26 protein-coding genes are annotated in these 23,729 nt (G+C 68.0%); all 26 read left to right on the top strand.

The features are described from left to right. Positions 1-23 precede the first annotated feature (23 nt). The 26 genes from V8J38_RS16475 (at position 24) to V8J38_RS16350 (ending at position 23,721) form a co-directional block, all read left to right on the top strand. On the top strand, positions 24-302 hold the full coding sequence (locus tag V8J38_RS16475) for a hypothetical protein (protein WP_338577233.1): 279 nt from the start codon (positions 24-26) through the stop codon (positions 300-302). After that, a complete protein-coding gene (locus V8J38_RS16470; RefSeq protein WP_338577232.1) occupies positions 299-661 on the top strand; it encodes a hypothetical protein in 363 nt (120 codons plus the stop codon). The genes V8J38_RS16475 and V8J38_RS16470 overlap by 4 nt, the downstream gene beginning before the upstream one ends. Then, the gene (locus tag V8J38_RS16465) at positions 658-1,575 is read left to right on the top strand and encodes a hypothetical protein (protein ID WP_338577231.1); all 918 of its coding nucleotides are present in this window, start codon (positions 658-660) and stop codon (positions 1,573-1,575) included. The genes V8J38_RS16470 and V8J38_RS16465 overlap by 4 nt, the downstream gene beginning before the upstream one ends. Then, positions 1,556-1,957 (top strand): helix-turn-helix domain-containing protein, encoded by a 402-nt coding sequence (locus V8J38_RS16460; RefSeq protein ID WP_338577230.1) that lies wholly within the window; start codon positions 1,556-1,558, stop codon positions 1,955-1,957. Before V8J38_RS16465 ends, V8J38_RS16460 begins: the two co-directional genes overlap by 20 nt. After that, complete coding sequence (locus V8J38_RS16455; protein ID WP_076222946.1) at positions 1,954-2,655, top strand: DNA methyltransferase; 702 nt, start codon at positions 1,954-1,956, stop codon at positions 2,653-2,655. Before V8J38_RS16460 ends, V8J38_RS16455 begins: the two co-directional genes overlap by 4 nt. Beyond that, positions 2,652-3,959 carry a DUF7146 domain-containing protein gene (locus tag V8J38_RS16450; RefSeq protein WP_338577229.1) on the top strand — a complete coding sequence of 436 codons (1,308 nt, stop codon included), beginning with the start codon at positions 2,652-2,654 and terminating at the stop codon, positions 3,957-3,959. Before V8J38_RS16455 ends, V8J38_RS16450 begins: the two co-directional genes overlap by 4 nt. Continuing rightward, complete coding sequence (locus V8J38_RS16445) at positions 3,956-5,815, top strand: hypothetical protein (RefSeq protein ID WP_338577228.1); 1,860 nt, start codon at positions 3,956-3,958, stop codon at positions 5,813-5,815. Before V8J38_RS16450 ends, V8J38_RS16445 begins: the two co-directional genes overlap by 4 nt. 216 nt (positions 5,816-6,031) lie before the next feature. Beyond that, the gene (locus V8J38_RS16440; RefSeq protein ID WP_164917960.1) at positions 6,032-6,604 is read left to right on the top strand and encodes a transcription termination/antitermination NusG family protein; all 573 of its coding nucleotides are present in this window, start codon (positions 6,032-6,034) and stop codon (positions 6,602-6,604) included. Positions 6,605-6,835: 231 nt separating this feature from the next. Further along, complete coding sequence (locus tag V8J38_RS16435; protein ID WP_338577227.1) at positions 6,836-7,411, top strand: hypothetical protein; 576 nt, start codon at positions 6,836-6,838, stop codon at positions 7,409-7,411. Between the two features lies 1 nt (position 7,412). Beyond that, entirely contained in the window at positions 7,413-9,524 is a 2,112-nt protein-coding gene (locus V8J38_RS16430; RefSeq protein ID WP_338577226.1) for a terminase gpA endonuclease subunit, read from the top strand. Continuing rightward, on the top strand, positions 9,524-9,754 hold the full coding sequence (gene gpW, locus V8J38_RS16425; RefSeq protein ID WP_338577225.1) for a gpW family head-tail joining protein: 231 nt from the start codon (positions 9,524-9,526) through the stop codon (positions 9,752-9,754). The genes V8J38_RS16430 and gpW overlap by 1 nt, the downstream gene beginning before the upstream one ends. A gap of 129 nt (positions 9,755-9,883) precedes the next feature. Continuing rightward, positions 9,884-10,408 carry a hypothetical protein gene (locus V8J38_RS16420; protein ID WP_338577224.1) on the top strand — a complete coding sequence of 175 codons (525 nt, stop codon included), beginning with the start codon at positions 9,884-9,886 and terminating at the stop codon, positions 10,406-10,408. An 8-nt stretch (positions 10,409-10,416) separates the two neighbouring features. Then, the gene (locus tag V8J38_RS16415) at positions 10,417-12,063 is read left to right on the top strand and encodes a phage portal protein (RefSeq protein ID WP_338577223.1); all 1,647 of its coding nucleotides are present in this window, start codon (positions 10,417-10,419) and stop codon (positions 12,061-12,063) included. Between the two features lie 10 nt (positions 12,064-12,073). Next, entirely contained in the window at positions 12,074-13,660 is a 1,587-nt protein-coding gene (locus V8J38_RS16410) for a S49 family peptidase (protein ID WP_338577222.1), read from the top strand. A 69-nt stretch (positions 13,661-13,729) separates the two neighbouring features. Further along, a complete protein-coding gene (locus tag V8J38_RS16405; RefSeq protein WP_338577221.1) occupies positions 13,730-14,419 on the top strand; it encodes a head decoration protein in 690 nt (229 codons plus the stop codon). Positions 14,420-14,483: 64 nt separating this feature from the next. Next, positions 14,484-15,557: a major capsid protein gene (locus V8J38_RS16400; RefSeq protein ID WP_338577220.1), complete on the top strand. Its 1,074-nt coding sequence runs from the start codon at positions 14,484-14,486 to the stop codon at positions 15,555-15,557. Position 15,558: 1 nt separating this feature from the next. Beyond that, positions 15,559-15,888 carry a head-tail joining protein gene (locus V8J38_RS16395; RefSeq protein WP_338577219.1) on the top strand — a complete coding sequence of 110 codons (330 nt, stop codon included), beginning with the start codon at positions 15,559-15,561 and terminating at the stop codon, positions 15,886-15,888. Between the two features lie 3 nt (positions 15,889-15,891). After that, the gene (locus tag V8J38_RS16390; protein WP_338577218.1) at positions 15,892-16,323 is read left to right on the top strand and encodes a hypothetical protein; all 432 of its coding nucleotides are present in this window, start codon (positions 15,892-15,894) and stop codon (positions 16,321-16,323) included. A 73-nt stretch (positions 16,324-16,396) separates the two neighbouring features. Then, the gene (locus V8J38_RS16385; protein WP_338577217.1) at positions 16,397-17,710 is read left to right on the top strand and encodes a phage tail tube protein; all 1,314 of its coding nucleotides are present in this window, start codon (positions 16,397-16,399) and stop codon (positions 17,708-17,710) included. Positions 17,711-17,732: 22 nt separating this feature from the next. After that, a complete protein-coding gene (locus V8J38_RS16380) occupies positions 17,733-18,278 on the top strand; it encodes a hypothetical protein (RefSeq protein WP_338577216.1) in 546 nt (181 codons plus the stop codon). After that, the gene (locus tag V8J38_RS16375) at positions 18,275-18,442 is read left to right on the top strand and encodes a hypothetical protein (RefSeq protein WP_164917958.1); all 168 of its coding nucleotides are present in this window, start codon (positions 18,275-18,277) and stop codon (positions 18,440-18,442) included. Before V8J38_RS16380 ends, V8J38_RS16375 begins: the two co-directional genes overlap by 4 nt. Continuing rightward, positions 18,439-19,131, top strand: a complete 693-nt coding sequence (locus tag V8J38_RS16370; RefSeq protein WP_338577215.1) for a DUF6441 family protein — start codon at positions 18,439-18,441, stop codon at positions 19,129-19,131. Before V8J38_RS16375 ends, V8J38_RS16370 begins: the two co-directional genes overlap by 4 nt. Position 19,132: 1 nt before the next feature. Next, positions 19,133-21,865 carry a phage tail length tape measure family protein gene (locus V8J38_RS16365; protein WP_338577214.1) on the top strand — a complete coding sequence of 911 codons (2,733 nt, stop codon included), beginning with the start codon at positions 19,133-19,135 and terminating at the stop codon, positions 21,863-21,865. 19 nt (positions 21,866-21,884) lie between these two features. Further along, the gene (locus V8J38_RS16360) at positions 21,885-22,799 is read left to right on the top strand and encodes a hypothetical protein (protein ID WP_338577213.1); all 915 of its coding nucleotides are present in this window, start codon (positions 21,885-21,887) and stop codon (positions 22,797-22,799) included. Next, entirely contained in the window at positions 22,799-23,269 is a 471-nt protein-coding gene (locus V8J38_RS16355) for a hypothetical protein (protein WP_338577212.1), read from the top strand. Before V8J38_RS16360 ends, V8J38_RS16355 begins: the two co-directional genes overlap by 1 nt. Further along, complete coding sequence (locus V8J38_RS16350; RefSeq protein WP_338577211.1) at positions 23,269-23,721, top strand: hypothetical protein; 453 nt, start codon at positions 23,269-23,271, stop codon at positions 23,719-23,721. The genes V8J38_RS16355 and V8J38_RS16350 overlap by 1 nt, the downstream gene beginning before the upstream one ends. Positions 23,722-23,729: the final 8 nt, after the last annotated feature.

Here is a 23,729-nt window from a genome sequence, read left to right as displayed (position 1 = left end):
TCTTCGGAGACAGGACGCGCCTGATGCCCACCTCGCCTGACCTAAAACCCAAGCCAAAGCTCGCCCGCTGGATGTTCGAACGGAGCATCTCCGCGCAGTCGGCGGCGGCGGCGCTTGGCTGTTCGACCCAAACCATTCGCAACATAACCCGTCCCTTCGGAGATCCCCGCCGAACGGTCCCCCACGAAGACCTCATGGGGCGCATTGTCAGTTGGACGAAAGGGGAGATCGTCGCGGGCGATTTCTATCCCGACCATCTCAACGGGCGCGACCTGGCTGTGATCAGTGAGGCCCGCCCATGAGCCGCTTCGGCAATCTGCGTGGCGGGCCCGACGGCCGGATGACGGCCAATGACGAGGCCTGCTGGAATGAGCTGATCGCCCAGGCCGAGGCCGCAGCGGCGGCGGCCCCCAGCAAGCCGACGACGGCGCTGGCCCGCGTCGCGAATGAAGCCAAGAACGCCTGCGCGCCGGGCGTGGTCACCAGATCGAACCCGTGCGTGCAGCTGTCACGTCTGTCGCGGCGGTACTGCGCCGAGACCACGGCCGGCCGTCGGGATCTACAGGGGCCGCTGAAGGTGGCGGCCGGGGCCGCGCGCGAAGCGCTGGCCGGACATCGAGGCGCGGCCGGACGCCGCGAACGGAAGGACATCGACGGATGACGGAGCTGGGCAGTCAGGCGTTTCGCCAGGCGGACGACCGCTATGTGGCCGCGTGCCACGCCGCGCTTGCGGAAGCCAAGGCGGCCAGCGCTCTGAGAGGCGTGAAGGCCATCAATCTGTCGGGGGTCGAGGCCGGCGCGGCCGAGACGGCGCCGCCGGCGTTCGAATGGGTCGATCCGGGCACGCTGCTTATCGACGAGGGCTATCAGCGCAACCTGTCGGAGCGGTCCATCAAGCTGGTGCGCAAGATCTGCGCCCGCTGGGACTGGCGGCGGTTCAAGCCGCCGGTCTGCGCCCGGACGGAGCGCGGGCTGGAGGTGATCGACGGCCAGCATACGGCGATCGCGGCGTGCAGCCATCCAGCGGTGACGACCATTCCGGTGATGGTGGTCGAGGCGGCCAGTCGGACGGAGCGGGCCCACAGCTTCATCGGCCACAACCGCGACCGTCTGAACATCACGCCGATGCAGATGCATTTCGCGGCGGCGGCCGCCGGCGACGAGGACGCCCTGACGATCGATCAGGTCTGCGCCCGCGCCGGGGTGAGGGTGCGGCGCGCCCAGCCCGGCAACGGGGTCTGGGCCATCGGGGACACGGTGGCGGTGCGGGCGGTCGGCGCCCTGATCAACCGGCGCGGCGCCATGCGGGCGCGGATCGTGCTGGAGGCCCTGGTGAAAGGGCGGGCGCGGCCGTTGACGGCGGGGCAGATCAAGGCCGTCGAGACGCTGCTGCACGACGAGGAGTACCGCGAGGACATCGACGCGGACGGGGTGGCGAACGCCATGCTGGCGCTGGGCGAGGCGGCGGAGCAGGAGGCGGCCGTGTTCGCGGCCACGCACAAGACGCCGGTGTGGAAGGCGCTGGCGATCGTTCTTTACCGGAAGGGGAAGCGGCGTGGTCGTAGAGCCGGCTGAGTTCTCCGCGCGGGAGGCCGCGCTGCAGGCGACGATCGTGCGCCTGGAAGATCGCATTCAGGAACTGGAAGAGGCGATGGGGCTGTGCGTCCTGCCGCCGCTGGAATGGGGGCTGACCGTTCAGCAGGCCCGACTGTTCGGCGCGCTGCTGGAGCGGGAGCTGCTGACGAAGGACGCCGCGATGGCGGCGCTTTACCGCGACCGGGGCGAGGACGAGCCCGAGATGAAGATCGTGGACGTCTTCGTCTGCCACATCAGGCGGAAGCTGAAACCGTTCGGGGTCGAGATCGGCACCCGCTGGGGCGTCGGCTATTTCATGACGCCGGCGAGCAAGGCCGAGGCGCGACGACAGATCGAGGCCTCGCGCGGGGCGGCGGCATGAGCCGGGTCGAGGTCATCGGCCCGGCGACGCTGTACCTGGGCGACGGGTATGAGGTGGTGCGGTCCCTGGGACCCCAGGACGCGGGGGTGTTCGATCCGCCGTATGCGTTCGACACGCGAGGGGCGGGCAGGTTCCGCAAGGCCCGGCCGAACATGGACCGGATCGCGGCTGCGGGGCTGGATCAGGGATTTGACGATCGGATCTGTTCGCCGGCAAATTTCCGGTCGGTGGCGGTGTTCTGTCACAACGACCAGCTGCCACAGCTGCTGCCGCGTCTGGCGGCGCGGTTCCATCGGACCGTGGTCTGCGCCTGGCACAAGACGAACCCCATGCCGGTGGCGAACAAGCACTATCGACCGGACACGGAGTTCTGGGTTCACGCCTGGCTGGCGGGCGCGCATCCGATCGGGTCGCTGGCCGACAAGGCGCGCTGGATCCTGAGCGAAAGCGGTCGTTTCACGGGCGTCGATCATCCGACGGTCAAGCCCGAGCCGGTCATGGACAAGGTGCTGGCCACCATCAACGCCGAGGCCGTGTGCGACCCGTTCATGGGCAGCGGCTCGACCGGGGTAGCGGCGATCAAGCGCGGCCTGAGGTTCACCGGGGTCGAGATCGATCCGAAGCATTTCGACACCGCCTGCGCCCGGATCGAGACGGCGGTCAGAGCCGCAGAGGGCCTGTCAGAGGTGCGGGCATGAGCGACGAGCTGTTCGACAGGGCGCGAGCGGCGGTCCGGTGCGAGGACATCGCGATCCGGGCGCCCAAGTGCAAGCTGCGCAAGACCGGCAAGGGCTATCGGGGCGTCTGTCCGCTGAATGAATGCGGGGCCAAGAGCAAGTTGGCACCGTTCCGCGTGTCGGCCGATGGGCGGCGCTGGAAGTGCTATTCCTGCGACGCGCGCGGCGGCGATGTGATCGACCTGGAGCATCGGCTGTTCTCGGGCGGCGATGAGACCATGGCCGACGCGGCGCGTCGCCTGCTGGGCGGGGAGCTGAAGCCCGAGAGCGAGGCGTCGCGCGCACGGCGTGCGCAGGCGGCGAAGGAGGCGGAGGCCGAGGCCCTGGCCGACGCCGCATGGCGGTTGGAGATGGCGCGCAAGATCTGGCGCGAGCGCGAGCCCGCCGCAGGATCGCTGGTGCAGGTCTATCTGGAAGAGGGGCGGGGCATCCGAGGGCCGGTCGCGGCGCGGATGCTGGCGCTGGTCGGGTTCAATCCTCGGACCTGGCATAGCGGTCACCCTGAGCGGGGCGTCTTCCTGCCGGCGATGGTCATCCTGGTCATGACCGAGCTGGGCCCGACCGGCGGCGTGCATTGCACCTATCTGGCCCCCAACGGGCGCGGAAAGACCCATCGGTCGCCGTCGAAGCGGATGCTGGGCCCGCAGGGACATTTCGTGCTGGCGCGCCGCGACGGATTGGCGGGTCCGCCTCGGCCGGACAGACACGGCGACATCGAGGGCTATGTGCTGCCCGGCGGGCTGTGGCTGACGCGGCCGGACGCCCCGGGCCCCCTGGTCGTGGCGGAGGGCGTCGAGAACGCCGCGTCGCGGGCCATGATGCTGGCCGGGCCGCTGAGCCGGTCGGTGCGCGCCGTGGCGGCGGGGTCGCTGGACCGGCTGAGCGGGTTCGAGGCGATCGACAAGGACGGGGCGCGGGATATCTGGCGCATCCGGGCCGATCCTCTGAGGCCCGGGTTCACCTGGCCGGAAGATCCGGCGAACCCGTGGGGCCTGATCGACATCGCCGTCGACGGCGACATGAGCCCGGTGACGGTCAAGGGCCGCAGCGGCCGCCAACAGAAGCGGACGGTCGAGGCGGTCCGCGACAGCGCCGAGCGGGCGCGCGTCAGCGGCGCGCTGGCCCGCGCCAGCTGGAGCCGCCGCCTGAGCGACGAAAGCCCGACGCAGGTGCGCGTGTCGCGCCCGCCGATCGGCATGGACTTCAATCAAGTGATCAAGGCGGTCGAAGCCGCCGCGAGCGTATCCGGGGGCGTAGCCGCATGAACGATTCCTATGTGCTGGAAGACGCCGAACCGGACAGCGAATCCAAGTCCGGCGCCGTCTGGATCGAGCCGAAGGTCGAGGACTGCCCGGTGATCCCGCTGGGCTTCGAGGGCGGCTATGTGCATTTCGCCCTGCCGGAAGGCGAGTTGCGGCGGGAGCCGGCGTCCAAGATCGCGGGAATGCTGAAGACGGACCTTTTCGTCAGCCTGGAAGGGCGGGTGTTCCTGGCCCAATGGCGCGATAACGACGGCAAGCTTCAGCGCGACATGGCGGCGCAGTGGTTTGTCGATCGATGTCGGAAAGCAGGCCGGTGGGACAGCGATCGACCGCAGCGCGGGTACGGGGTGTGGTCCACCGTCGACGGGCCTGTCGTTCACGCCGGCGACGCGGTCGGCCGATGGCCCTTCGGGGAGAGCGATTGGGAATCGGTGGCGGAGGCCCTGAGGACCGGAGCCCAGGCCAGAGGGCCGCTGTGGCTGCTGCGCCCCCCGGCCCCCAGACCGGGGAAGCCCGCGACGATCGCCGAGGGCGAGAAGCTGCGCGAGTTGATGAACCTGTGGAACTTCGCGCCGCTGGATCCTCGCGACCCCGAGGGTCTCAGCGAAGCGGACGCCCTTTTCGGTTGGCAGGGCACTGCGCTTCTGGGCGCCATCCCGCCGTTCAGGCCGCACGCCAGCGTCAGCGGTGGCGCCGGGGCCGGCAAGACGACGCTGTCGCGCCTGCTGCAGGCGGCGGGCAGCGCGAACGCCGGCGACCTGTTGGACAGCTTCTCGGAAGCGGGCCTGCGCAACGGCCTGTCGGGCGAGGCGCGAGCGCTCTACCTGGACGAGGCGGAGCCCAGCGTCGACGGGCAGGGACCGGTCGAGAAGGCGTTGGAGGTGCTGCGCCGCATGTCGACCGGCGAGGGATCGACCCGTCGACAAGGCGACACGGGCGGGCGGACGGCGGGACAGACCGCCGTGGGGTCGGCCTATCTGGCCAGCATTCTGCCGGTGCAGCTGGGCGACGCCATGGCCACGCGGGTGGTCGAGGTGCGGTTGAGGCTGTTGGGCAAGGCCAAGGGCGGAGCCGACGAAAAGCTGAAGGAGGCGATTGATTGGGCGCGGGAGATCTCACCGCGCCTGCTGGCGCGCGCCGTGCGCGAGGCCAAGCGATATCGGGCGGACGTCAGCCTGCTGAAGGCTGCGCTTGGGGAGAGCGGGCAGACGCCTCGGGCGGCCGATCTGGTGGCTGCGCTGGCCGCCGGGCGACGGCTGCTGCTGCACGATGAGGCGCTCACGATCGAGACGGCGCGGGAGGAGGTCGCCAGATGGTCGGCCCTGATCCGAAACCGGGAAGAGACCTCGGCGGCGCAGAACCCGGGGCAGGCGTGTCTGTCGCGGATATGGGCCATCAACTCGGGCCAGCATTCCAAGGACCGCCATCTGACCATCGGCGAGATGATCCAGGAGCATCTGGAAAGCCCGGGCTTCCACGAGAAGGTGCTGAAGACCTTCGGCTTGAAGATCGAGAATGGTCACGGCGCCCATGAGCGGCCGGGACCATGGCTGCTGATCTCGACCAACCATCCGGCCCTCGCGCGGGCGCTGGCGGGGACGCATTACGCCAACTGGCGCGGGGTTCTGGAGCACCTGGCGGACCTGGGCGAGGCCTATGCGCCGCGACCGCTGCCCACGCCTGTGCGGTTCGGGATGCACCAGAGCCGCGCCTTGGCCGTCCCCCTGACCCCCTGGCTAGAGAGGCCGGTCGGATTGGGGGCTGATCCGGCGGAGGTGACGCCGTTCGAAGCGCCTGTTTGGGACGCCCCAGGCGACCGCGCGTCCCGCCCTGCGTCCCACGGTGAAAGCCATGACTGATCGAGTTTTGAGCCGGGCATGGGACACCGGGACGCATGGGACGCGACCTTGGCCCCATGCGGGGGCGCACATGCGGGAGCGCACGACGCCACAGGTGCGTCCCATGCGTCCCGCGCGTCCCGTCTCTGTTTTTATCGAGTGTTCTCAAAAAGATAAGTGGGACGTTCAGCCGGTACGCCGTGGGACGCCCGAAACCAAAGCGAAGGGGCCGCAGAAGTGACCGCGTCGACCGCTCTATCCGCCCAAACCGGCAAGGCCTGGTATGTCGTGGTGACCCACGCCCATCAGGAACGGCACGCCCGGTATCAGCTGGAGCAGCAGGGCTTCAACGTCTATCTGCCGTTGGTGCCGCCTCCTGCCCGGGCCCGCGTTCGGAACGGCGTGGCGCCTTCGCCTCGGCCGATGATTCCGCGCTACCTGTTTATCGAGATGGATCTCGACCAGGACCGCTGGCGTGCGGTCTACTCGACCATGGGCGTGACGGAGGTGATCACGCGCGGCGTCGGTGAGACGGCTCGGCCCTGTCCCATCCCCAGCCGCTTCATCACCGAGATGAAGGCCCGCGAGGTCAATGGGCTGGTGGTGTTGCAGCGTCCTCGTAACGACAACGAAAAGGCCGCTCCAAAGGCCTGCCGATACAAGCGCGGCGACAAACTGCGCCTGGCTGGGCCGACAGCCGACTATGATCTCGTCTTCGAAGAGATGGTTGACGGCGACAGAGCGGCAGTCGTATTCACCCTGCTAGGGCGTGATTCGCGCCAGATCATTGCACTGCCGTCAGACGAATGACGCGCAGTGCGGTAGCCGTCCAGCCTCAGCTCGTTCTGACCCACCCGCCCAAGGCTCCGCCCGGGCGGGTTTTTCATTGACTTTCAATGAGTTGCGTCGCGGCTAGGCGGGCCTTGGGTCCTTCCCCCCATTTCTGACCCTATGCGGTGGGGCAGAGCGTTTTCGTTCCCTAGTGAGCGATGTTTCGAGGGGTGCAACGGGCGTTGCTGACGCAACAGGGAGCGCAACGGCATGACAGAGCCCTTCCTGCTCGATGGTGGATCGTCACGGCGCTGGGTCAGCGTCAGCGAGGCGGCGGCGTTGGAAGCCAAAGCAGGGCGACCGATCAACAAATCCTCGATCTCTCGCTTCATCGCGCGGAATGAGGACCTGCCTGTCCGGCGTGACTCCCAAGGGCGCGTCAAGGAGGTCGACTACGACGCCCTGATCCGCGCGCGCGGCGAATCCCTTTCGGTCCAGGACAGCCGCCAGGTGGCGGAAGCGCCGTCGGCGGCGCCTGCGGGGCCGGCGGGATCGCGGAAGCGCGCGCTGGAAGAGGAAAAGCTCGAACTCGACCTGGCTGAGCGGAAGGGCGAGCTTCTGTCGAAGGCGGCGGTGACGATGGCGATCGAGGCCATGGGCGTCGCCTTCACCCAGGCGCTGGAGCGCCGTCGGCGCACCCTGGCCACTGAGGTGGCCGGCATGAACGATGTCCGCCAGGCCGAGCATGTGTTGAAACAGGCGGACCAGAAGCTGCTGAACAACCTTGTGACCGAGCTGACCAAGCTGGCGGGCGGCTTCACGGAAGACGAGCTGGCGGCGGCCTGACATGAGCCTGTTCAGCAGCGCCGAGCTGGCGCGGCAGGCGGCGTCGCTGGTCATGGCCATGGCGACGGCTGTGACGCCTGCCCCCGATCAGATGATCAGCGCCTGGGCCGAGGGGCGGGTCAACATCCCCGGCGAAACGGGAACGACGCGCGAAGGCGAGTTGTCCTGGGACGGGTTCGAGTACCTGATCGAGCCGCTGGACCGGCTTCACCCCGATGATCCCGCCAGGACTGTCACCTTCGTCGGCTCCGCCCAGATCGCGAAGACGACAATCGGCGTGCTGGCGACGCTCTACTACTCGGCTGTGGTGGCTCGCCCGTGGGGCGTCGCCCTGCCGAGCGGCGACGAGGCGCTGAAGTACAACCGGACGAAGTGGCAACCGCTTGTCGACGCCACGCCCGAGCTGCGCCGTAAAATCCGGGCAGTGACATCGCGGGACGAGCAGGGCTCGACCAACACCTACAAACGATTCCCGGGCGGGTACGGACAGTTCTTCGGCACGACCAGCGCCAAGCCGCTGCAGATGGTCACCTTCTGCCTGGTGGTGAAGGAAGAGACGCCGAACTGGAGCGTGTCGGTCGGAGATCGCGGCGATCCGCACAAGCAGATCAAGGTCCGCCAGCTTCAGTGGGAACTGGCCGGCGCCAAGACCTTCCATAACTCGACGCCAGGGCTCGTGCGCCGTTCGGAGGAGAACGAAGGCGAACTTACCGGCTGCCCGGTGACGGCCGATTATCGCCTCGGCGACCAGCGCCGGCTGTACCTGCCCTGTCCCCATTGCTCGGGCCTCCCCGGCGGGGTGCTGATCCGTCTGGATCGCGAGATGATGATGGGCGTGGAGAAGGGCGAAACGCCCCACTTCAACTGCCCGTCATGCGGCGGCGTGATCGAGCATCGGCACAAGCGCGCGATGGTTGAGGCCTGTCACCCCTACCGTGAGCCTGCGCACGGCGTGCGCGGCGGCTGGATACCGACTTTCCCGTCGACGGACCCTGAGAATCCAGCGCCGGGCGCCTTCATCGCCGTCAGCGAATACGAGGCGTGGCGGGAACGGCCGGCGGAGGGGCGGCAGCCCAGCTACCATGCCTGGCAGGTCGTATCGGACGCCGTGGATTGGGCCTACATCGCCGAACAGATCAGGGATGCGAAGGACGAAGAGGCGAAGATCGCCCTGCATCAGCAGATCTTCGGCGAGGCTTATGAGGTCACGGTCCAGCAGGCCGATGTCGACAAGCTGTTGGAGCGTCGGGACGGCCGGTTCACCAAGGGCGTGGTGCCGTCAGGCTACGAGATCGTCACCATCGCCGTCGACCTGAACGGCGACTGGGCCCAGTGGACGGCCTATGCCTGGGGGCCCGAGGCCGAGCACGTGCCCATCGACAAGGGGCGGATCGAGGGCGGGCCGTCGGAGCCGCAGATATGGGCCGAGCTGGCCGAGCTGGAGCGCAGACGTTGGCCGCATGAGGACGGCGGGTATGTCGCCACGGAAGTTCAGGGCGTCGATTCCGGCTACGGGACTTTCCACGTCTACGCTTACTGCTCGGCTCACGGGAAATCGAAGGCGTTGGACGGCGCTGACGGTTGGGGGCGGATGCCGCTTCGCCGAGGCGCGAAACAGAAGCTGGAAGGGCCTGAGGGACGAGTGGTTTCGTGCCGGACCTGGCGCGTCGGCACCTGGGATCTGAAGCGGACGCTGATGAACGAGGCGATACCGCTGAGCCTGGAAGGGGAGAAGGGCGCCCGCGCGCCGCGTCGTCCTCATTGGCCGGGTTGGGTCGAGCGGGACTTCTTCGAGGAACTGACCGGCGAGGCTCTGGTCTCTGTCCAGGACAGCAAGACTGGCGTCGTGAAGGATGAGGCCTGGGTCCGCGTCCGTCGCCGCAACGAGGAGCTGGACCTGTGGGTCTACAACCGCGCGCTGGCCGCTTCTCTGGGCATCGGCGTTCCCGGTGCCGAGCCGGACTGGCTCGAACTGGCGCGTCGTCGCCAGGCTGAGAAGGCCGGTCTGGAGGCTCTGTGGGAACGCCCGCCAGCCGGTCAGTCGGAAACGCCGTCAGCGCCCGCCGCCAGCTCGGCCGAGGTCGCAGCGGCCAAGAAGAAATGGAGCTTCTAATGGCGCTGACGCCCGCAGAGACAGCCCAGCTGGCCGCCTTCCGTGCAGCCTACGCCAAGATTATCGCCGGCGGTCTGGTGGCCGAGATCACAAGCAATGGGCGGACCGTGAAGTACGCCAAAGGCGACATCGGGCGGCTGGAAACCGAGATCGCCAATCTCGAGGCCAAGGCCCTGCAACTGGACGGCGCGCCGCTGCGCCGCCGAGGCGCGCTGAGCATCCGCCTTTAACGATCTACGCCGTCAACCGGCCTCCCGCCCCGGGTTCGGGGAGGCTCTCGGCCGCCGGCGGTCCCTGACCGTCGACGTCGGGGCGGCGCCGCCTTCGCACCCGGATTTCACCACATCGAGGAGGCCGTCATGAGCCGAACCCCCAAGCCGCCCGCCGCCGCGCCGGCGCCGGAACCTGTCGTCGCGAGCATTTCCCTGTCGAACCTGCCCGCCGTTGCGGCGTTGATCGTCCTGCTGGACGCGATGCGGGCCCTGGTGAGCTTTCCCAGCCGCCCCGTGCCTGACACGCTGGTCGAAGGCGTCCTGAACGCCCGTCGGCAGTTCAACGAGGCGCTGAGCGCACCGTTTGAGCCCGTGGCTGTTACCGGATCGGACGCTTACGACGACGCTTGGATCGGCGAACGGTTCGATAAGTTCGCTTCGTTGATCGATGAGCGCTTCGGCTTTCTGGAGAAGGCCGGCGAAACCCGTGATGAGGCCCTCAAGACGGGGCTTGCCGCCATTGATGAGCGCTTCGAAGGCCTGGACGAGGCTCTGAAGGCCCGCTTCGCCGCCTTTGATGAGGCAGGCAACGCCAGCGCCGGAGAACTGGCGTCGCTCCAGTCGCGCCTTGCAGCCCTGGAAGCCCGCGCGACTGCGCAGGCCAAGGACTGAGCCGCGCCATGCGCACGCCGTTCGCTCCCTCAGGTCTGGTGTCCGCCTCGGGCCGGTCGATCTCTCGCCTGGAGGTCGCCCGCGCGCGCGCCGTGGCGATGACGGATACGGCCGCCATGGCCGGAACGCCGTCCTATGAGGGGGCGAGCGGCCATGGCACCTATTTCGCCGAATGGCCTGCCCAGCTCGGCTCGGCGGACAAGCAATGGCTGCCGAACCGCGACCGCGTCACCGCCCGCGTGCGGGAGCGGGTGCGCAACGATCCCGTCGCCGCCTCGGCGCGGTCCCGTCGCGTCAATGCGGCCGTCGGCAAGGGCTGGCGGGTCAAGTTCAGGCCGAACGCCCGCGCCCTCGGCATCGACAGAGAGGCGGCGCGGCAGCTCGGCGCCGATCTGAGCACGGAGTTCCAGCTTTACGGCTACGGCCACGCCTTTACGTCCGACGCTGAGCGCAAGCTGACCTGGGGCCAGCAGCTCCGACTGGCGGCGTCGCACATCGTGGTCGACGGTGAAGCGCTTGGGCTGGGCGAATGGGCGGAAGACGAAGCGACCCGGTACAAGACGCGGCTTCGTCTGGTCGATCCTGACCGGCTGAGCAATCCGAATGGTCGACCGGATCGGGACGAACTGCGCGGCGGCGTCGAGTTCGACGCCTGGGGCGCGGCCGACGCCTATCATATCCGCGAACGGCATCCGTCCGACTTCGGCGGCCCCGGCCAGTTCCGTTGGCAGAGGTTCGAGCGCTGGACCGAATGGGGCCGGCCGCAGGTGTTCCATTGCTTCGAGCCGGAACGGGCCGGCCAGACGCGCGGCGTCAGCCGTTTCGCCGCCGCGCTGAAGAGTTTCCGCGCGCTGTCGCGGTTCACGGACGCCACGCTGCAGAGCGCGACGGTCAATGCGCTGATCGTCGCCTTCATGAAGTCGAACGGCGGCCCCGGCGCCGTCAGCGAGAGTTTCGAGCCCGGCGACGTCAAGCAGTTCGAGACCTGGCGCCAGGAGCACTACAAGGAAAACCCGGTCAATCTGGGAAACGGCGCCCAGATCCCGGTCTTTCCCTACGGCGACGAACTGCAGCTGCAGACGGCGTCGAAGGATGTGACCAGCTTCGACGCCTTCGTGCGTTCGATCCTGCGCCTGATCGCCGCTTCGCTGGGCGTGACCTATGAAGAGCTGTCGATGGATTATTCGCAGACGAACTACTCGTCTGCGCGTGCAGCCCTCGTCCATGCCTGGGCCGAAACCGTCGCCTTGATGGGTTTGATGGAAGACCAGCTGGTGAGGCCGTTCGTGGTCGCCTGGGCCGAAGAGGCTTTCGACCGAGGCTACGTGCAGATCCCCGAGGGAGCGCCGGACTTCTACGACGCGGTCGACGCCTACTGCCAGATCCACTGCATCGGCCCGGGTCGGGGCTTCATCGATCCCACAAAGGAGATCGACGCGGCCTCGGCGCGCATCGAGGCCAACGTCAGCACCCTGGAAGACGAGTGCGACGATCAGGGCAAGGATTGGGAAGAAGTGCTGGAACAGCGTGCGCGCGAAATGGCCAAGCACGAGGAACTGGAACTGCCCATGCCGGGCGGAGCCCTGGAGCGCGCCGCCGCGACCAGCCGAGATCCGGCGCACCAAGCCTTCCTGGATCAGCGCACCGCCGCCTGAGGAAAACACCATGCCTGACTACGCCTCTATGGCGGCCCGCTATGCCGGCCGCCCCCTTCTGCTGACTCCGGCGGCCGCCCGAGATCTGGCGCTGCGTATCCGTTCGGTCGATCCGCGCGCCTTCAGCCGTCCGTCGCGTCTCGACGCCTTCCTGCGCCGCGTGGGCCTGGGTCACGCGCCCGGCGACAGCGCGCGCACGGCGTTCGCCTGGGACGACGAAGGCGAGGGCGCGCCGTTCGTCCCGATCGAGGAACGGCTCGCCTATCAACCGCGCTGGCTGGGCGAGGTCGAGGACACCGGGTTCTGCTGGGCGCTGAAAGACGGCGTCGCGCTCATCGAATGCGACAGCCCTCTGGTGGAACGCGGGGACGAGTTCTGCGGCGTCGTCTGGCACGGGTACGACACCCTGCTGATGGCCATGCGCGAGGCCCTGGCGGACACTCGCGTTCGCGGCGTCTTCCTGCGCCTTGATACGCCGGGCGGCGTGGTGGCGGGCGGCCTGCCGACCCTCGCCCGCTTCATGCGTAAAGCCCGGGAGGCAGCTGGCGGAAAGCCGATCTGGACCTACGCCGATATGGCCTGTTCTGCCGGTTACTGGATCGCGGCGCAGACCGACAGGATCATTGCGCCGAGCGTCGGCTACGTCGGTTCGATCGGCGCCGTCATGGTGCATGAGAGCCATGCTGGATCGCTGGAGCAGGACGGCGTCGAGATCACCACCATCGAGTTTCCCGAGGGCGGGGTGAAGACGGACGGCGCCTGGTGGAAGGCGCTGAGCGAGAGCGCTCGGGCGGCCTGGCAGGCCGATGTGAACCAGGTGGGCGCCCTGTTCCTGGCCGATGTCGAGGCAGGGCGATCGAGCCTGACCCGCGAGCAGCTTTTGCAGCTGAGGGCCGACGTCTTCATGGCCGAGCACCAGGACGAGGCCCGATCGGGCGTCGCGCTGGGTCTCGCCGACGAGATCATGGACGAGGAGCAGGCCTTCGCCGCCCTGGTCGAGCACGTTTCTTCCGAGCCTGTTTCAGGAAGCCAAGCCGGCGCGTCGGGCTCGCGCGCTTCGGCCCAAACCGAAAAGGAGGCCGTGATGGCCACGAAACCCACGGCGGGCCGGCAGGCCCGAGCGGCCGCCCAGGTGGCTCAAGCCGAAAAGGCGCTGCGCCTGGCCCAGGCGAACCTTGCGAAGGTCAAGACCGGCGCGACTGCGGCGGAACCTGACGAGGACGACGAGGAGGATGGCGGCGGCGCCGGTCAGGGCGGCGCCTCGGCCGAGGAAAAGGACCCGGACGAAGACGATGACGAGGATGATGACGCGCCGGAAGCGTCGGAAGGCGGCAACGGCGAGGCTTCCGCCATCGCCGCGTCGGCTGAGGCCAAGAAGAACCCCGCGCTTGCTTTGGCCGCCATCCAGTCGGGCCAGACGCTGGCGCAGTTCAAGGCGTCGGCCGCCGTCGCCGGCTCGGCCCAAGGCGGCAGCCGCCTGGATCGCGCCATGTCGGGAACCCAGCGCCTGAGGGCCGACGGGGCCAAGGCGGCCACGGGCCTGAGCGCGGCCGTGGCCAACCGCATCGATCGGAACCGGAACGGCGGCGCCGGCTGAGCCGACCAGCTCGGCCGGGGGCTGGACCTGATCCCGGCCGCATCAACCTGCTGAACAGAGGAGGCCGTCATGAAGGCCTATACTTTCGAGACCGGCCTGCCCGGCCTCAGCGATCTTATCCATTCGGAGTACGATCCGACCTATACGACCGACAAGCGCGTCGGCCTGGGCGGCGTCGGCACGGCGAGAGCCTTTGCGGCTTTCGTGCTTGTCGGCACGGTGCTGATCGGCGCGGCGACCGTCACGGCCGGCGCCGTGGTCGGCACGGGCAACGGCGCGATCGGCGTCGTTACGGCGGACACCGGGGCAGCTGCGGGCCAGTACGAGGTGGTCATCGTCTCGCCGGCGGCCGACGGCGGCGCCTTTCAGGTGATCCGTCCCGACGGAAGCCTGGACGGCGCGGGCAATGTCGGCTCGCCTTACAACGGCGCCATCAACTTCACCCTGTCGGACGGTTCGGCGGACTTCGTCGCCGGAGACCGGATTCCGGTCTCCGTCGCCTATGAGGACGGCGTGATCGAGAAGGATGCGCCGTGGGATCCGGCGGCGACTGACGGCTCGCAGATCATCACCGGCGTTAACCTGTTGTCGGCCGAGGCGCCGGTCGGGGTGGATGTCGAGCTGACGGTCCTGGCTCGCGGCCCGGTCATCATTCGTCGCGAGGCCATCGCCTGGCCGCTGGGCGTCACCGACGGCCAGAAGGAAGCGGCCTACCGCCGTCTGGCTTCGCTGGGCATTCAACCGCGCGTCAGCGGCTGAGCCGGCAATCCGGGCCCCTTGGCGGCCCGACACCCCTGAACACTGAAACGATAGGAGGGCTCCGATGGACCCCGATGAACTGTTGGACAGCGGCTCGCTGCTGCCCCTGACGGCCGCGCACCACACCGGCCTGATCAACTCCGTCCCCGACCAGTTCGGCCAGCTCAATGCGGACGGCATGTTCCCGAGCGAAGGCCTGGACACGCCTTACGTCCGCATCGACATCGATGACGGGGTGATCACCGCCCTGCCGGTCACGGAAGGCGGCCGCCCGTCGACGATCGCTCGCCACGGCAAGGGCAGGGGCGTCATCTTCGAGATTCCGAACGTCAGCCACGAGGACTCTGTGCTGGCGGCGGACATCCGGTCCTGGATGGCCTACGCCCGGCGCACCCGCACGCCGGACGACGCCCTGATCAACAAGGTCGAAACCCGTCACCGCCGCAACCGTCTGAAGTTTTCCATCACCCTTGAGGTGATGAAGATCTCCTCGCTGAAGGGGCGGATTGTCGACGGAGCCAATCAGCTCATCTACGACCTGAACGAGGTGTTCGGGCTGCAGCAGCGCGTGGTCTATTTTGACCTGGACGATCCGACCTTCGACGTGCCGGCGGCGCTGGAGGAGGTGCTTTCCGGCACCGAGGAGGAGCTGGTCAACGACACGATGACCGGGCTGGAGGTCCGCATCGCGCCGGAGTTCTACAGCAAGATCATCCGGCACCCGTCGGTGGAGAAGTATTTCGCCGGCACGCCCGCCATGCTCCAGCTGCTGAACCAGCAGCGCGAGAAGTCGGCCAACAGCTTCCGTCGCGTGATCGAGATCTCCGGCTGCACCATCCGCGAGTACCGCGCGCGGGTGAAGCTGTGGGGAACGGAAGGCACGACGCGGCTGCTCGACGCCAAGGAGGGCGTTTCCTATCCGACCGGCACGATCGAGTCGCACGTCACCTATGCGGCCCCGCCGCTGGATATCCGAGAACTGGAGGGCTCGACCTTCTCGGACGAGGACCTGATCCATTTCTCGGAAGAAGTGATGAAGCATGGGGCGGGTCTGGAATGGAAGTACCAGATGAACTCCCTGCCGATCTGGCGGAAGCCTCGCCTGACCACGAAGTGGGTCTGGGGGCCCCGGCCCTAAGATGGGCTTCGGGCAGCATCTGACGGCCATGGTCGCCGAGGTGGATGACCACCTCGGCGATCGTGCGCTGTGGACGGGCGTGGCCGGCGAGGTGCGGGTCCACCCGGCCGAAGAGGACGCGATCGCGCGGTATGGCGACGCGTCGCACATTCTGTCGGCCCGAGCCGTCGAGATCCATCAGCGCTGGATCGCCGAACCAAAGGAAGGCCAGCAGGTACAGCTGCTGGACGACGTGACCGGCGCCGTGCGCGAGACGTTGAAGATCGTCGGGGATCCGCGTCGCAATGAAGACGGCTGGTGGCTGTGCGCTGTCGTTCCGGTCGGAGGCTGAGCCATGGACAGCGCACGCGAAACCGCCGCCAAGGGCGTGAAGGCGCTGCTGGAAGCCGCCGCGCCCCACGCCGAGGTCAGGCGCGACCAACCCTGGCCGAAGCGGCCGGATCCGGGCGGCACCATCATCCTGCACGACGGCGATCCGGGGGAACCGGAGGTGACCCTTTCGCCGCTGCTCTACACCTACACCCACGAGTTCGAGGTCGAGGTTCTGGGCCCGCCGGGCTCGACCAATCGGCACGAGCTGCTGGACCAGCTGCTGATCCCGATCGGCGACAGGATTGGAGCGGATCGAAGCCTTGGCGGCGTCGCAGAATGGGTCGAGGCGACGGCGCCGATGACCGACGATGTGACTTTAGAAAGCGCCGAACCGGTGCGGGGCGCGCAGCTCAGCATCATCGTCGTCTACTCGACGCCCAACCCGCTGACCTGATCGGCCCCAGCCGATCGCACCTGGCTGACCTCGTCCGGCCCCAGGCGGACACCCCTCACGATGGAGAACTGACATGGCACGCAGACGCGCGCGCGGCTCTAACGCTGGCATGGCCCTTGAGTTTGAGCAGGCCTATGGATTCCCTCAACCGAGCGGCTACCGCAGGATGTCCTTCGTCTCCGCCGCCCTTGGCGAGGAGCAGCCGCTCATCAGCGGCGACCTTAGGGGGCAGGGTCGGGAGCCGGACGAGCCCGACCGTGACGCAGCGGACAACCAAGGCGATGTTGTCGTGCCGATGTGCGCGCGGCAGTTCGGCCTGTGGTTGAAGATGGGTTTCGGCGCGCCGACGACTTCCGCAGGCAAGCCCGCGCGCGGCTCGATCATCTTCTCGTCGCAACCCGCGAATAACGCGACCATCAGCGTCGGCGGACAAACCTTCACCTTCGTGACGGGGACGCCGACGGCGAACCAGATCAAGATCGGCACGACCGTCGCCTATACGGTGGCGAACGCCGTGCGCATTCTCAACAGCAGCACCGTCGCCGGCGTCGCAGCCGCCAGCTATCGGCAGAATGATCGCGGGAACGGCATTCTGATCCAGCACGACGCCTTGGGGGTCGCTGGCAACGCTTTCGCAATCGAAGCCGGAGCTACACCGGCGTCCAATGCGGTGGCTTCCGGCGCGACCCTGGCGGGCGGTGCGGCCTCAGGCGGGTATCGCCATATCTTCACGAGCGGGGCTGTGGAGTTGCCCTCCGCCGCGATTGAAATCCAGCATCCCGAAGTTCCGTCCTACCACATGAACTTCGGCGTCAAGCTGGGCGTCATCGCCATCCAGATGCAGCGAGGCGGCAACCTGACCGCGACGTTGAGCCTGGTCGCTCAGGGCGAGGAGCCCGCCACGGAGGCGAGCGCGGCGGGGACTCTCGACGACGGCCTTGAGGTCGCGCGGTTCTCGCAGTTCGCAGGCACGGTTCTGCGCTACGGCAGTCCCATTGCAGATCTCGTGAGCGGCCAGCTTAACCTGTCAAACGGCCTCGATCCGGTGCCCGGCATTCGCGGTGACGGCCGCATCACAGGTCTGGACGAAGGCGATCCAGCCTACACCGGGCAGCTTGGCGTGCGCTACAGCGGCCCCGAGCTCCAGCAGCAGGCTGAGAACGGCGAGCCGTGCGATCTGGAATACAGCTGGACGCGGCCGGGCTCTGATTTCTCGCTGCGCATCATTCTGCATCGCGTCTTCCTGCCCAAGGCGAAGAAGCCGGTCACCGGCGGCGGCGCTGTTCAGGCCACCTACGCCTTCCAGGCGGCTCTGGATCGTGCAGCGGGCCACTCCGTCACGATCATCCTCGACAATGATGTGGCCGGTTCGGCCTACGGCGTCTGAGGGGGCCTGATCCATGCTTCAGTTGAAAATCGCCGCCCAGCCTGAATGGCTCGATCCGGCGCACGGCGTGCGCGTGAAGATGCTCCCGCCGTCGACGCCCGTCATCGTGGAAGCCCGGCGGATCAGCGCCGGGCTGATGCTGGCGCATGGCGTCGAGATCGATGAGGACGGCGTCGGCCACATGGGGCAGGCGCTGTTCATCATGACGGCGGCCTATGTGGCGGCGGGCGCGCTCGAATGGGAGGGCGTGGCCGACGATACCGGCTCGCCCGCCCAGGTGCTGACGCCCGACCAGGTCGTGGCCCTGTTGGGACAAGAGCCCGAGATCTTCGATTTCTTCGACAGGGGGTACGCCAGCGAGGTGTACGCCCTGATGTCGGAAAAAAAAGGATCGTCTCCCTCGCCGAGTGGCAGTTCGGAGAGGGAGGCGGATCCTACTGCCGGGACAGCTGCCGACGACAATACTGCGGGGGTGAGGGCGAGCCCTGCCCCTTCGACCGGCACGCGCCGAAAACCCCGCAAGGCCGCCGCGTCTGGGACGTCCTCGACGCCTGCGCCGGCCAGTTGAGGTCGAGCGGGTTCGGCGCCTTCGCCCTGGACTACGGCGCCGTGGTCGCCTTCGCCCAGCTGGGCGGGCCGATGGACGATGCGACGCGGTTGCTGATGTCCGAGGCCCTGCCTCTGGTCGAGGGGCAGATCATCAAGGGCCTTCGTCGGGAGGATGACGAATGAGGGCGCGGGTCGGCATTGAGGCGGAGGGTCTGGCCGCCGAGATCGAGAAGGAGCTGGCCCGCGACGTCACCGCCAGCGTGCGCGAGGGAACGGAAGCGCTGAAGGGCCTTGTGCGCGGCGCTACGGAACGAGCCTTCAAGGGCAATCGGCTGCCGAAAGCGTGGCGGGGCAAGGTGTATCCGCAGGGACAGGACAGCGTTGACGCCGCCGGGTACGTCGCCGTTCGCGGATCGGCTGCCGCCATCATCGAGACGGCGCTGAAGGCGACCGTAATCCGGTCGAAGGAAGGGCTGTGGCTGGCTATTCCAACCGAGGCCGCGGGTAAGTTCGGCGTTAAGGCGGCAAGGGCCGGTTTTGGAACGACCGTCAACACGCGTGGCGCGCGCGAACGGATCACACCTGACGGCTTCGTCCGTCGCACCGGCATCAAGCTAAGGTTCGTTCGCGAGAAGGGAGGTCGCCGCGCCTTTCTGGTCGCTGACGGCGCCATGCTGGGGCCTGGCAGGGTAGCGCGCCAGTATAGTTCCAAGGGGCGAGGTTCGCGTCTGTATGGCCCCGCTGGGCAGACCTTCGTGGTCTTCATCCTGGTTCCCCAGATCACCACACGGAAACGCATGGATCTCGACAAGCTCGCTGAAGAGGCGGGGGCGAGGACGGCGGGTCTGATCGTCACGCATCGGAGTCGATGACATGAGCACCAAACAGGTCGCCATTCGCTTGAAGCCTGAGGGCGGCAAGGACGTTATTCGCGAGGCGGAGGGCGCGGAGCGCGCGCTGGTGCGCATGAATGAGAAGGCCGCGGCGGGGTCAGACAAGGCCGCCGCCGCCGCCATGCGCGAGGTCGAACGTCTGCGCGAAGTGGCCAAGGCGGCCGCCCAGGCGAACACGGCGCTGCAGAGCCGGATCGACCAGACGACCGGCGTCAGCGGGGGGACCAACGCGCGCGCGTCGGTTGCGGGGCGGACGCTCGCGGCCGCCGACAAGGCCTATGATCGGCGCGCGCAGGTGTTGTTGGAGGGCCTGAACCCGGCCTGGGCGGCGCAGCAGAAGCTGAACCAGGAACTGGCCGAGTACGACGCGCTGGCGCGGCGAGGAAAGATCACGACCGAACAGCTGGCTCAGGCGCAGAACCTAGCCAAGCAGCGGTACAATGAGACGACGGCGGCGCTGGACCGGCAGGGCAAGGGGCTGAGCCGCAACGTCATGGCGTCACGCCTGAACCTGACGCGTCAGGGGGCGGACGTCTTCACCACAGGGTTAATGGGCATGAGCCCTTTCATGATCGCGATCCAGCAGGGGCCGCAGATCCTGGACGCGTGGGCCACCTCGGCCATCAAGCTGACGGGGCCGTTGACGCTGCTGGTTGGCACCGTCGGGGTGCTGGGGGGCGCGACCGCCGCCTTGGCTGTCGCCTGGAACCAAGGGCAGGGGTCGGCCCTCGCCTATGATCGCGCTGCGAGCGGCCTTGGGCGTACCGCCCGAATGACTGCAGGCGAGCTGAAGGCTGCGGCCGAGGCCGGTGCAGAGGCTGGCGAGATCTCGCTAAGGTCGGCAAGGGAAATGGCGACCGCATACGTCTCGACCGGAAAAATCGGCGGCGAAGTGATGAGCGGCCTTATCGCCATCACAAAGGACTGGGCTCAGTTCGCCAGCACCGACGCAAAGGGCGCGACTGAGGAACTGGCCAAGGCCATGGAGGACCCGGCCAAGGCCGCTCGCGAATGGACCCGTCAGTTCGGACTGATGGATCAGAAGACGCTCGATCATATCGACAGCCTTGAGAAGCTGGGAGATCGGACGACCGCACAGAAACTGTTGCTTGAGGCGTTGACCGGCGCAGTCGACGGCCACGCGGATCGTGTGACCACCATCTCCTCCGCCTGGGATGCGGCAGCGCGCGCCGTCAGCAACTATTGGACCAAGCTGGGCGAGGCGCTTTACACCACGCCCGAGGAGCGCATCGCCAAGATCGAGGACGCTCTGCAGAACCGACCCCTGCTGCTGCCCGGCGCCCGGCGCGGATTGGAACGCCAGTTAGACGATCTGCGCTTTCAGCAGGGTTACGACAACGCCAAGCTGGAGAATGACCAGCGCACCGCCGCCGCCAATCAGGCGGCGCAAGAGGCGAAGGATCGCGCGGACGCCGGGAAGAAGGACCGGGACAAAGCTGCACGGGATGCTGAGCGCGCCCGTCGCGAAGCCGAGCGCCAAGCGCGGGAGCTGCTGCAGCGGACGCGGCGGGAGGAGGATGTCCAGTCCAACCTCTCGCTGCAGGAAGCCAAGGCGACCAACAATCTGGACCGCGTGCGCGAGCTGGAATCCGAGGCGCGGGTGCGGGCACGTATCCGTCAGCTACAGGACGACAGCGTCGACGCTGCAGCGGCCCAGAACCGGGCCATGCAGGAAGAGAAGCGTCTACTGGACGCCATGGCGGTCCAGCGGGACGAAGAAGGCCTGAAGCTGCAGCGCCAGGGTGAGATGGAGGCGATGCGCCTGACGGGCGAAGAGCGGTCGCTGCGGAATCTGCAGGATCGCATCGACCATGAGGACCGCATCCTCTCCCTTCACAAGGCGGGCTATGACCTGGCGACTGCCACCAACATGGCGGAGGGCGAGCGTAATCGGCTGATCGAAGCCCGCGCCGTGGCGCTGAAGCGGGCGTTGGAAGACGCCGAGGCGGAGCACCGGCTAAGCCTCGCCCGACTATCCGGCGACACCGAGACGGCGCGTTGGCTGGACATCGAAGATCGCATCCAGCGTCGCGCCCGCGACATCGAAGGGCGGAAGGGCCTCAACTACGGCGAAGGCGGCGATGAGGCCATGAACCAGATCCAGCAGGAACTGGACGCCGAGGCCACGGGCGCACGGCGTGCGTGGTTGAGCAATACGCTGCTGGATATCAAGCGAAGCGGCCTGGGCGACGCGATCTACGATCAGTTGGACCGCGCCACCGACAAGTGGCTGGTCAAACTCGGCGACGCCCTGGGCGAACTGGATTGGGGCGGGTTCCTGAAGTCCCTCGGCGGCGGGTTCGGCGGCGGCGGAATCGATCTGGGCGGGGCCTTGTCGCAGTTGTTCGGAAGCGGCCATTCGGCGGGAACGGACTTCTCGGAGGGCGGCTGGAAGTGGGTCGGCGAGCGGGGGCCGGAACTGCTTCGGCTGCCGCGCGGCTCGCAGGTGATGGAGCATGATCGGGCGCGGCAGGCGGCCGCTGGCGGCGGCGCCATGAACGTCAGCCTCGGCGGCCTGACCATCAAGAACTACGGCTCGGAGCCGATGACCGGCCGTCTGTCGCAAAAGCCGGACGGCGGTCTGGAACTGGAGCTTGAACCGCTCTTCAAGAGCCAACTGGCCAAGGCGGGTCGAGACGGCAGCCTCGCGCGGGCGCAGCGGGCGACGCCCCAACCCAGACGTCGCGGCTAGGATTTGATCGGGAGTCGCCATGATCAACCGACTGACCAACGCAGGCGCCCTTGACGGCGTCGACGGCTGGGCCGCCACGGCGGGCATGACCCTGTCGAAGGATGAGACGGAGCGGGGCGCGCCCGGTCGGGGCGTCATTCGCGCCTCGAGCACGTCCAGCAGCGCCGGTCAATCCTTCGCCGTCACGTCAGCCTCGACGGCGCGGGCCGACGTTCAGGGAGTCTCTGTCGTAGAGGTCTCTGTGGCGACAGCGGCGTTTGTCGCCGGGGCCGCCGTCCCGCCCTTCGCCCGTCTGGTCTTCTTCGACGCCAGCGGCGCTGTGCTGATGGCGCATGATCTGAATGTGCAGCGGCCGGTGCTGGCCAGCTGGGGCGTCGCCCGCGACGGACTGCTGGACACCTATCACCGCGCGTGGGCGCGTATCGACCGTCCCGCCTCGGCCGTCAGCGCGACAGTCGAGGCGGGCGGCCGGGCGACCGGTTCCGGCCAGGCCATTGAGGCGGTGCTGTTGAAGCCGTTGATTGCGGAGGCGCCGCAGGGCCTGCGACGCCCGCTTCAGTGGTCGCCGGGGCTGCATGCCAACGTCGACCTGCAGCGGCCGTCCTGGCCGGGAGCCATTCGGGACTTCGGCGTCGGCGCCAGCTTCGAGCCCAAGCCCGGCCAGATCGAGTTCGACGCCGGGCCGGGGCGTCCGATGTCGCGCCCCATCACCGCCGACGCCGCACGAAAACTGTCCGGCCAGATTCGTTGCGACGTCGTCCAGCGCGCATTGCTTGAGTCCTTCCACGCGACGGCGAGGAGCTTCTGGATCGTGGAGCCGGGCAGCGAGCGGTTGTGCGTCGGCAGTTGGGCGGCCGACGGGGCGCCGCGCCTGAGCGAAACGCGGGGCGCGCTGCACATCATGGACGTCGCCCTTTGGCTGGAGACCGCCTGATGACCGATGTGACCGAAGCGATGGTAGAGGCGGCGTTCAGGGGCGAGCCGGACGCCGTGGCGCAGCTGGTGACCATCCGCAGCGAAGGCCTGGCCGAACCGCTGAACGTCACGGACTGGCCCGGCGGCCTGACGTCCAACGGCGTCGAGCACGTCCATTATCCGTTTCAACTCAGCTGGGCTGGCGCGAGCCAGGACAGTCCGTTCGGTCAGGCGCGCCTGACCATCGCCAATGTCGATCAGACCATTGAGGCGGCCAGCGACGCCGCCGAGGAGCCGCCGGAGATCGATCTGTCGGTCGTCCGGGTGGCCGACCCCAACGTCATCGAGCGGGCGCTTATGGATGCGCGGATCGCCTCGACCGAGGGAGACAGGGCGAAGGCCACGGCCGTCATACGACCCCGCGACTTCAACGAAGAGCCTGCCTGCGCCGTCAGCTACACGCCCGCGACCACGCCGGGCATGTTCTGATGCGGATGACGGTTCCGGGCGACCTGATCGCACGCGCAGCGCCGCTTATCGGGGCGCCGTTCCTGGCCAAAGGCGACACGCCGGAGGGTTGGGATTGTCGGGGCCTGACCCGCTGGTGCCTCAGGGCGTTCAGCGGGATCGAGGTGCCGGATTATCTGGACCTGTATGAGGCGGCCATCGTCTGCCCGGCCGGGACGCGCGAACGGGCGCGTCTGCTGGCCGAGGGGCTGGCGTCCTGGCGGCCCGTCGAGCCGCAGGCGGGCGTGGTCGCCTGGCTGACATGGATGGGGAAGGCCGGGCACGTCGGATACATGCTGACGCCCCGCCTGATCCTGCACGCCGACACCCCGATGCAGACCGCGCTGCTCGACCTGGACGAACCGGGCGGTCGGTATCGGTTGAAGGGGGCCTTTGTGCCCGCCTTCGTCACAGACATCGAACAAGCTCTTTAGAGGCCATC

It is taken from the genome of Brevundimonas olei, assembly GCF_037055245.1.
GTDB lineage: Bacteria > Pseudomonadota > Alphaproteobacteria > Caulobacterales > Caulobacteraceae > Brevundimonas > Brevundimonas olei.
The sequence above is the reverse complement of the archived record's forward strand: the minus strand, read 5'-3'. Positions and strand labels throughout refer to the sequence as shown.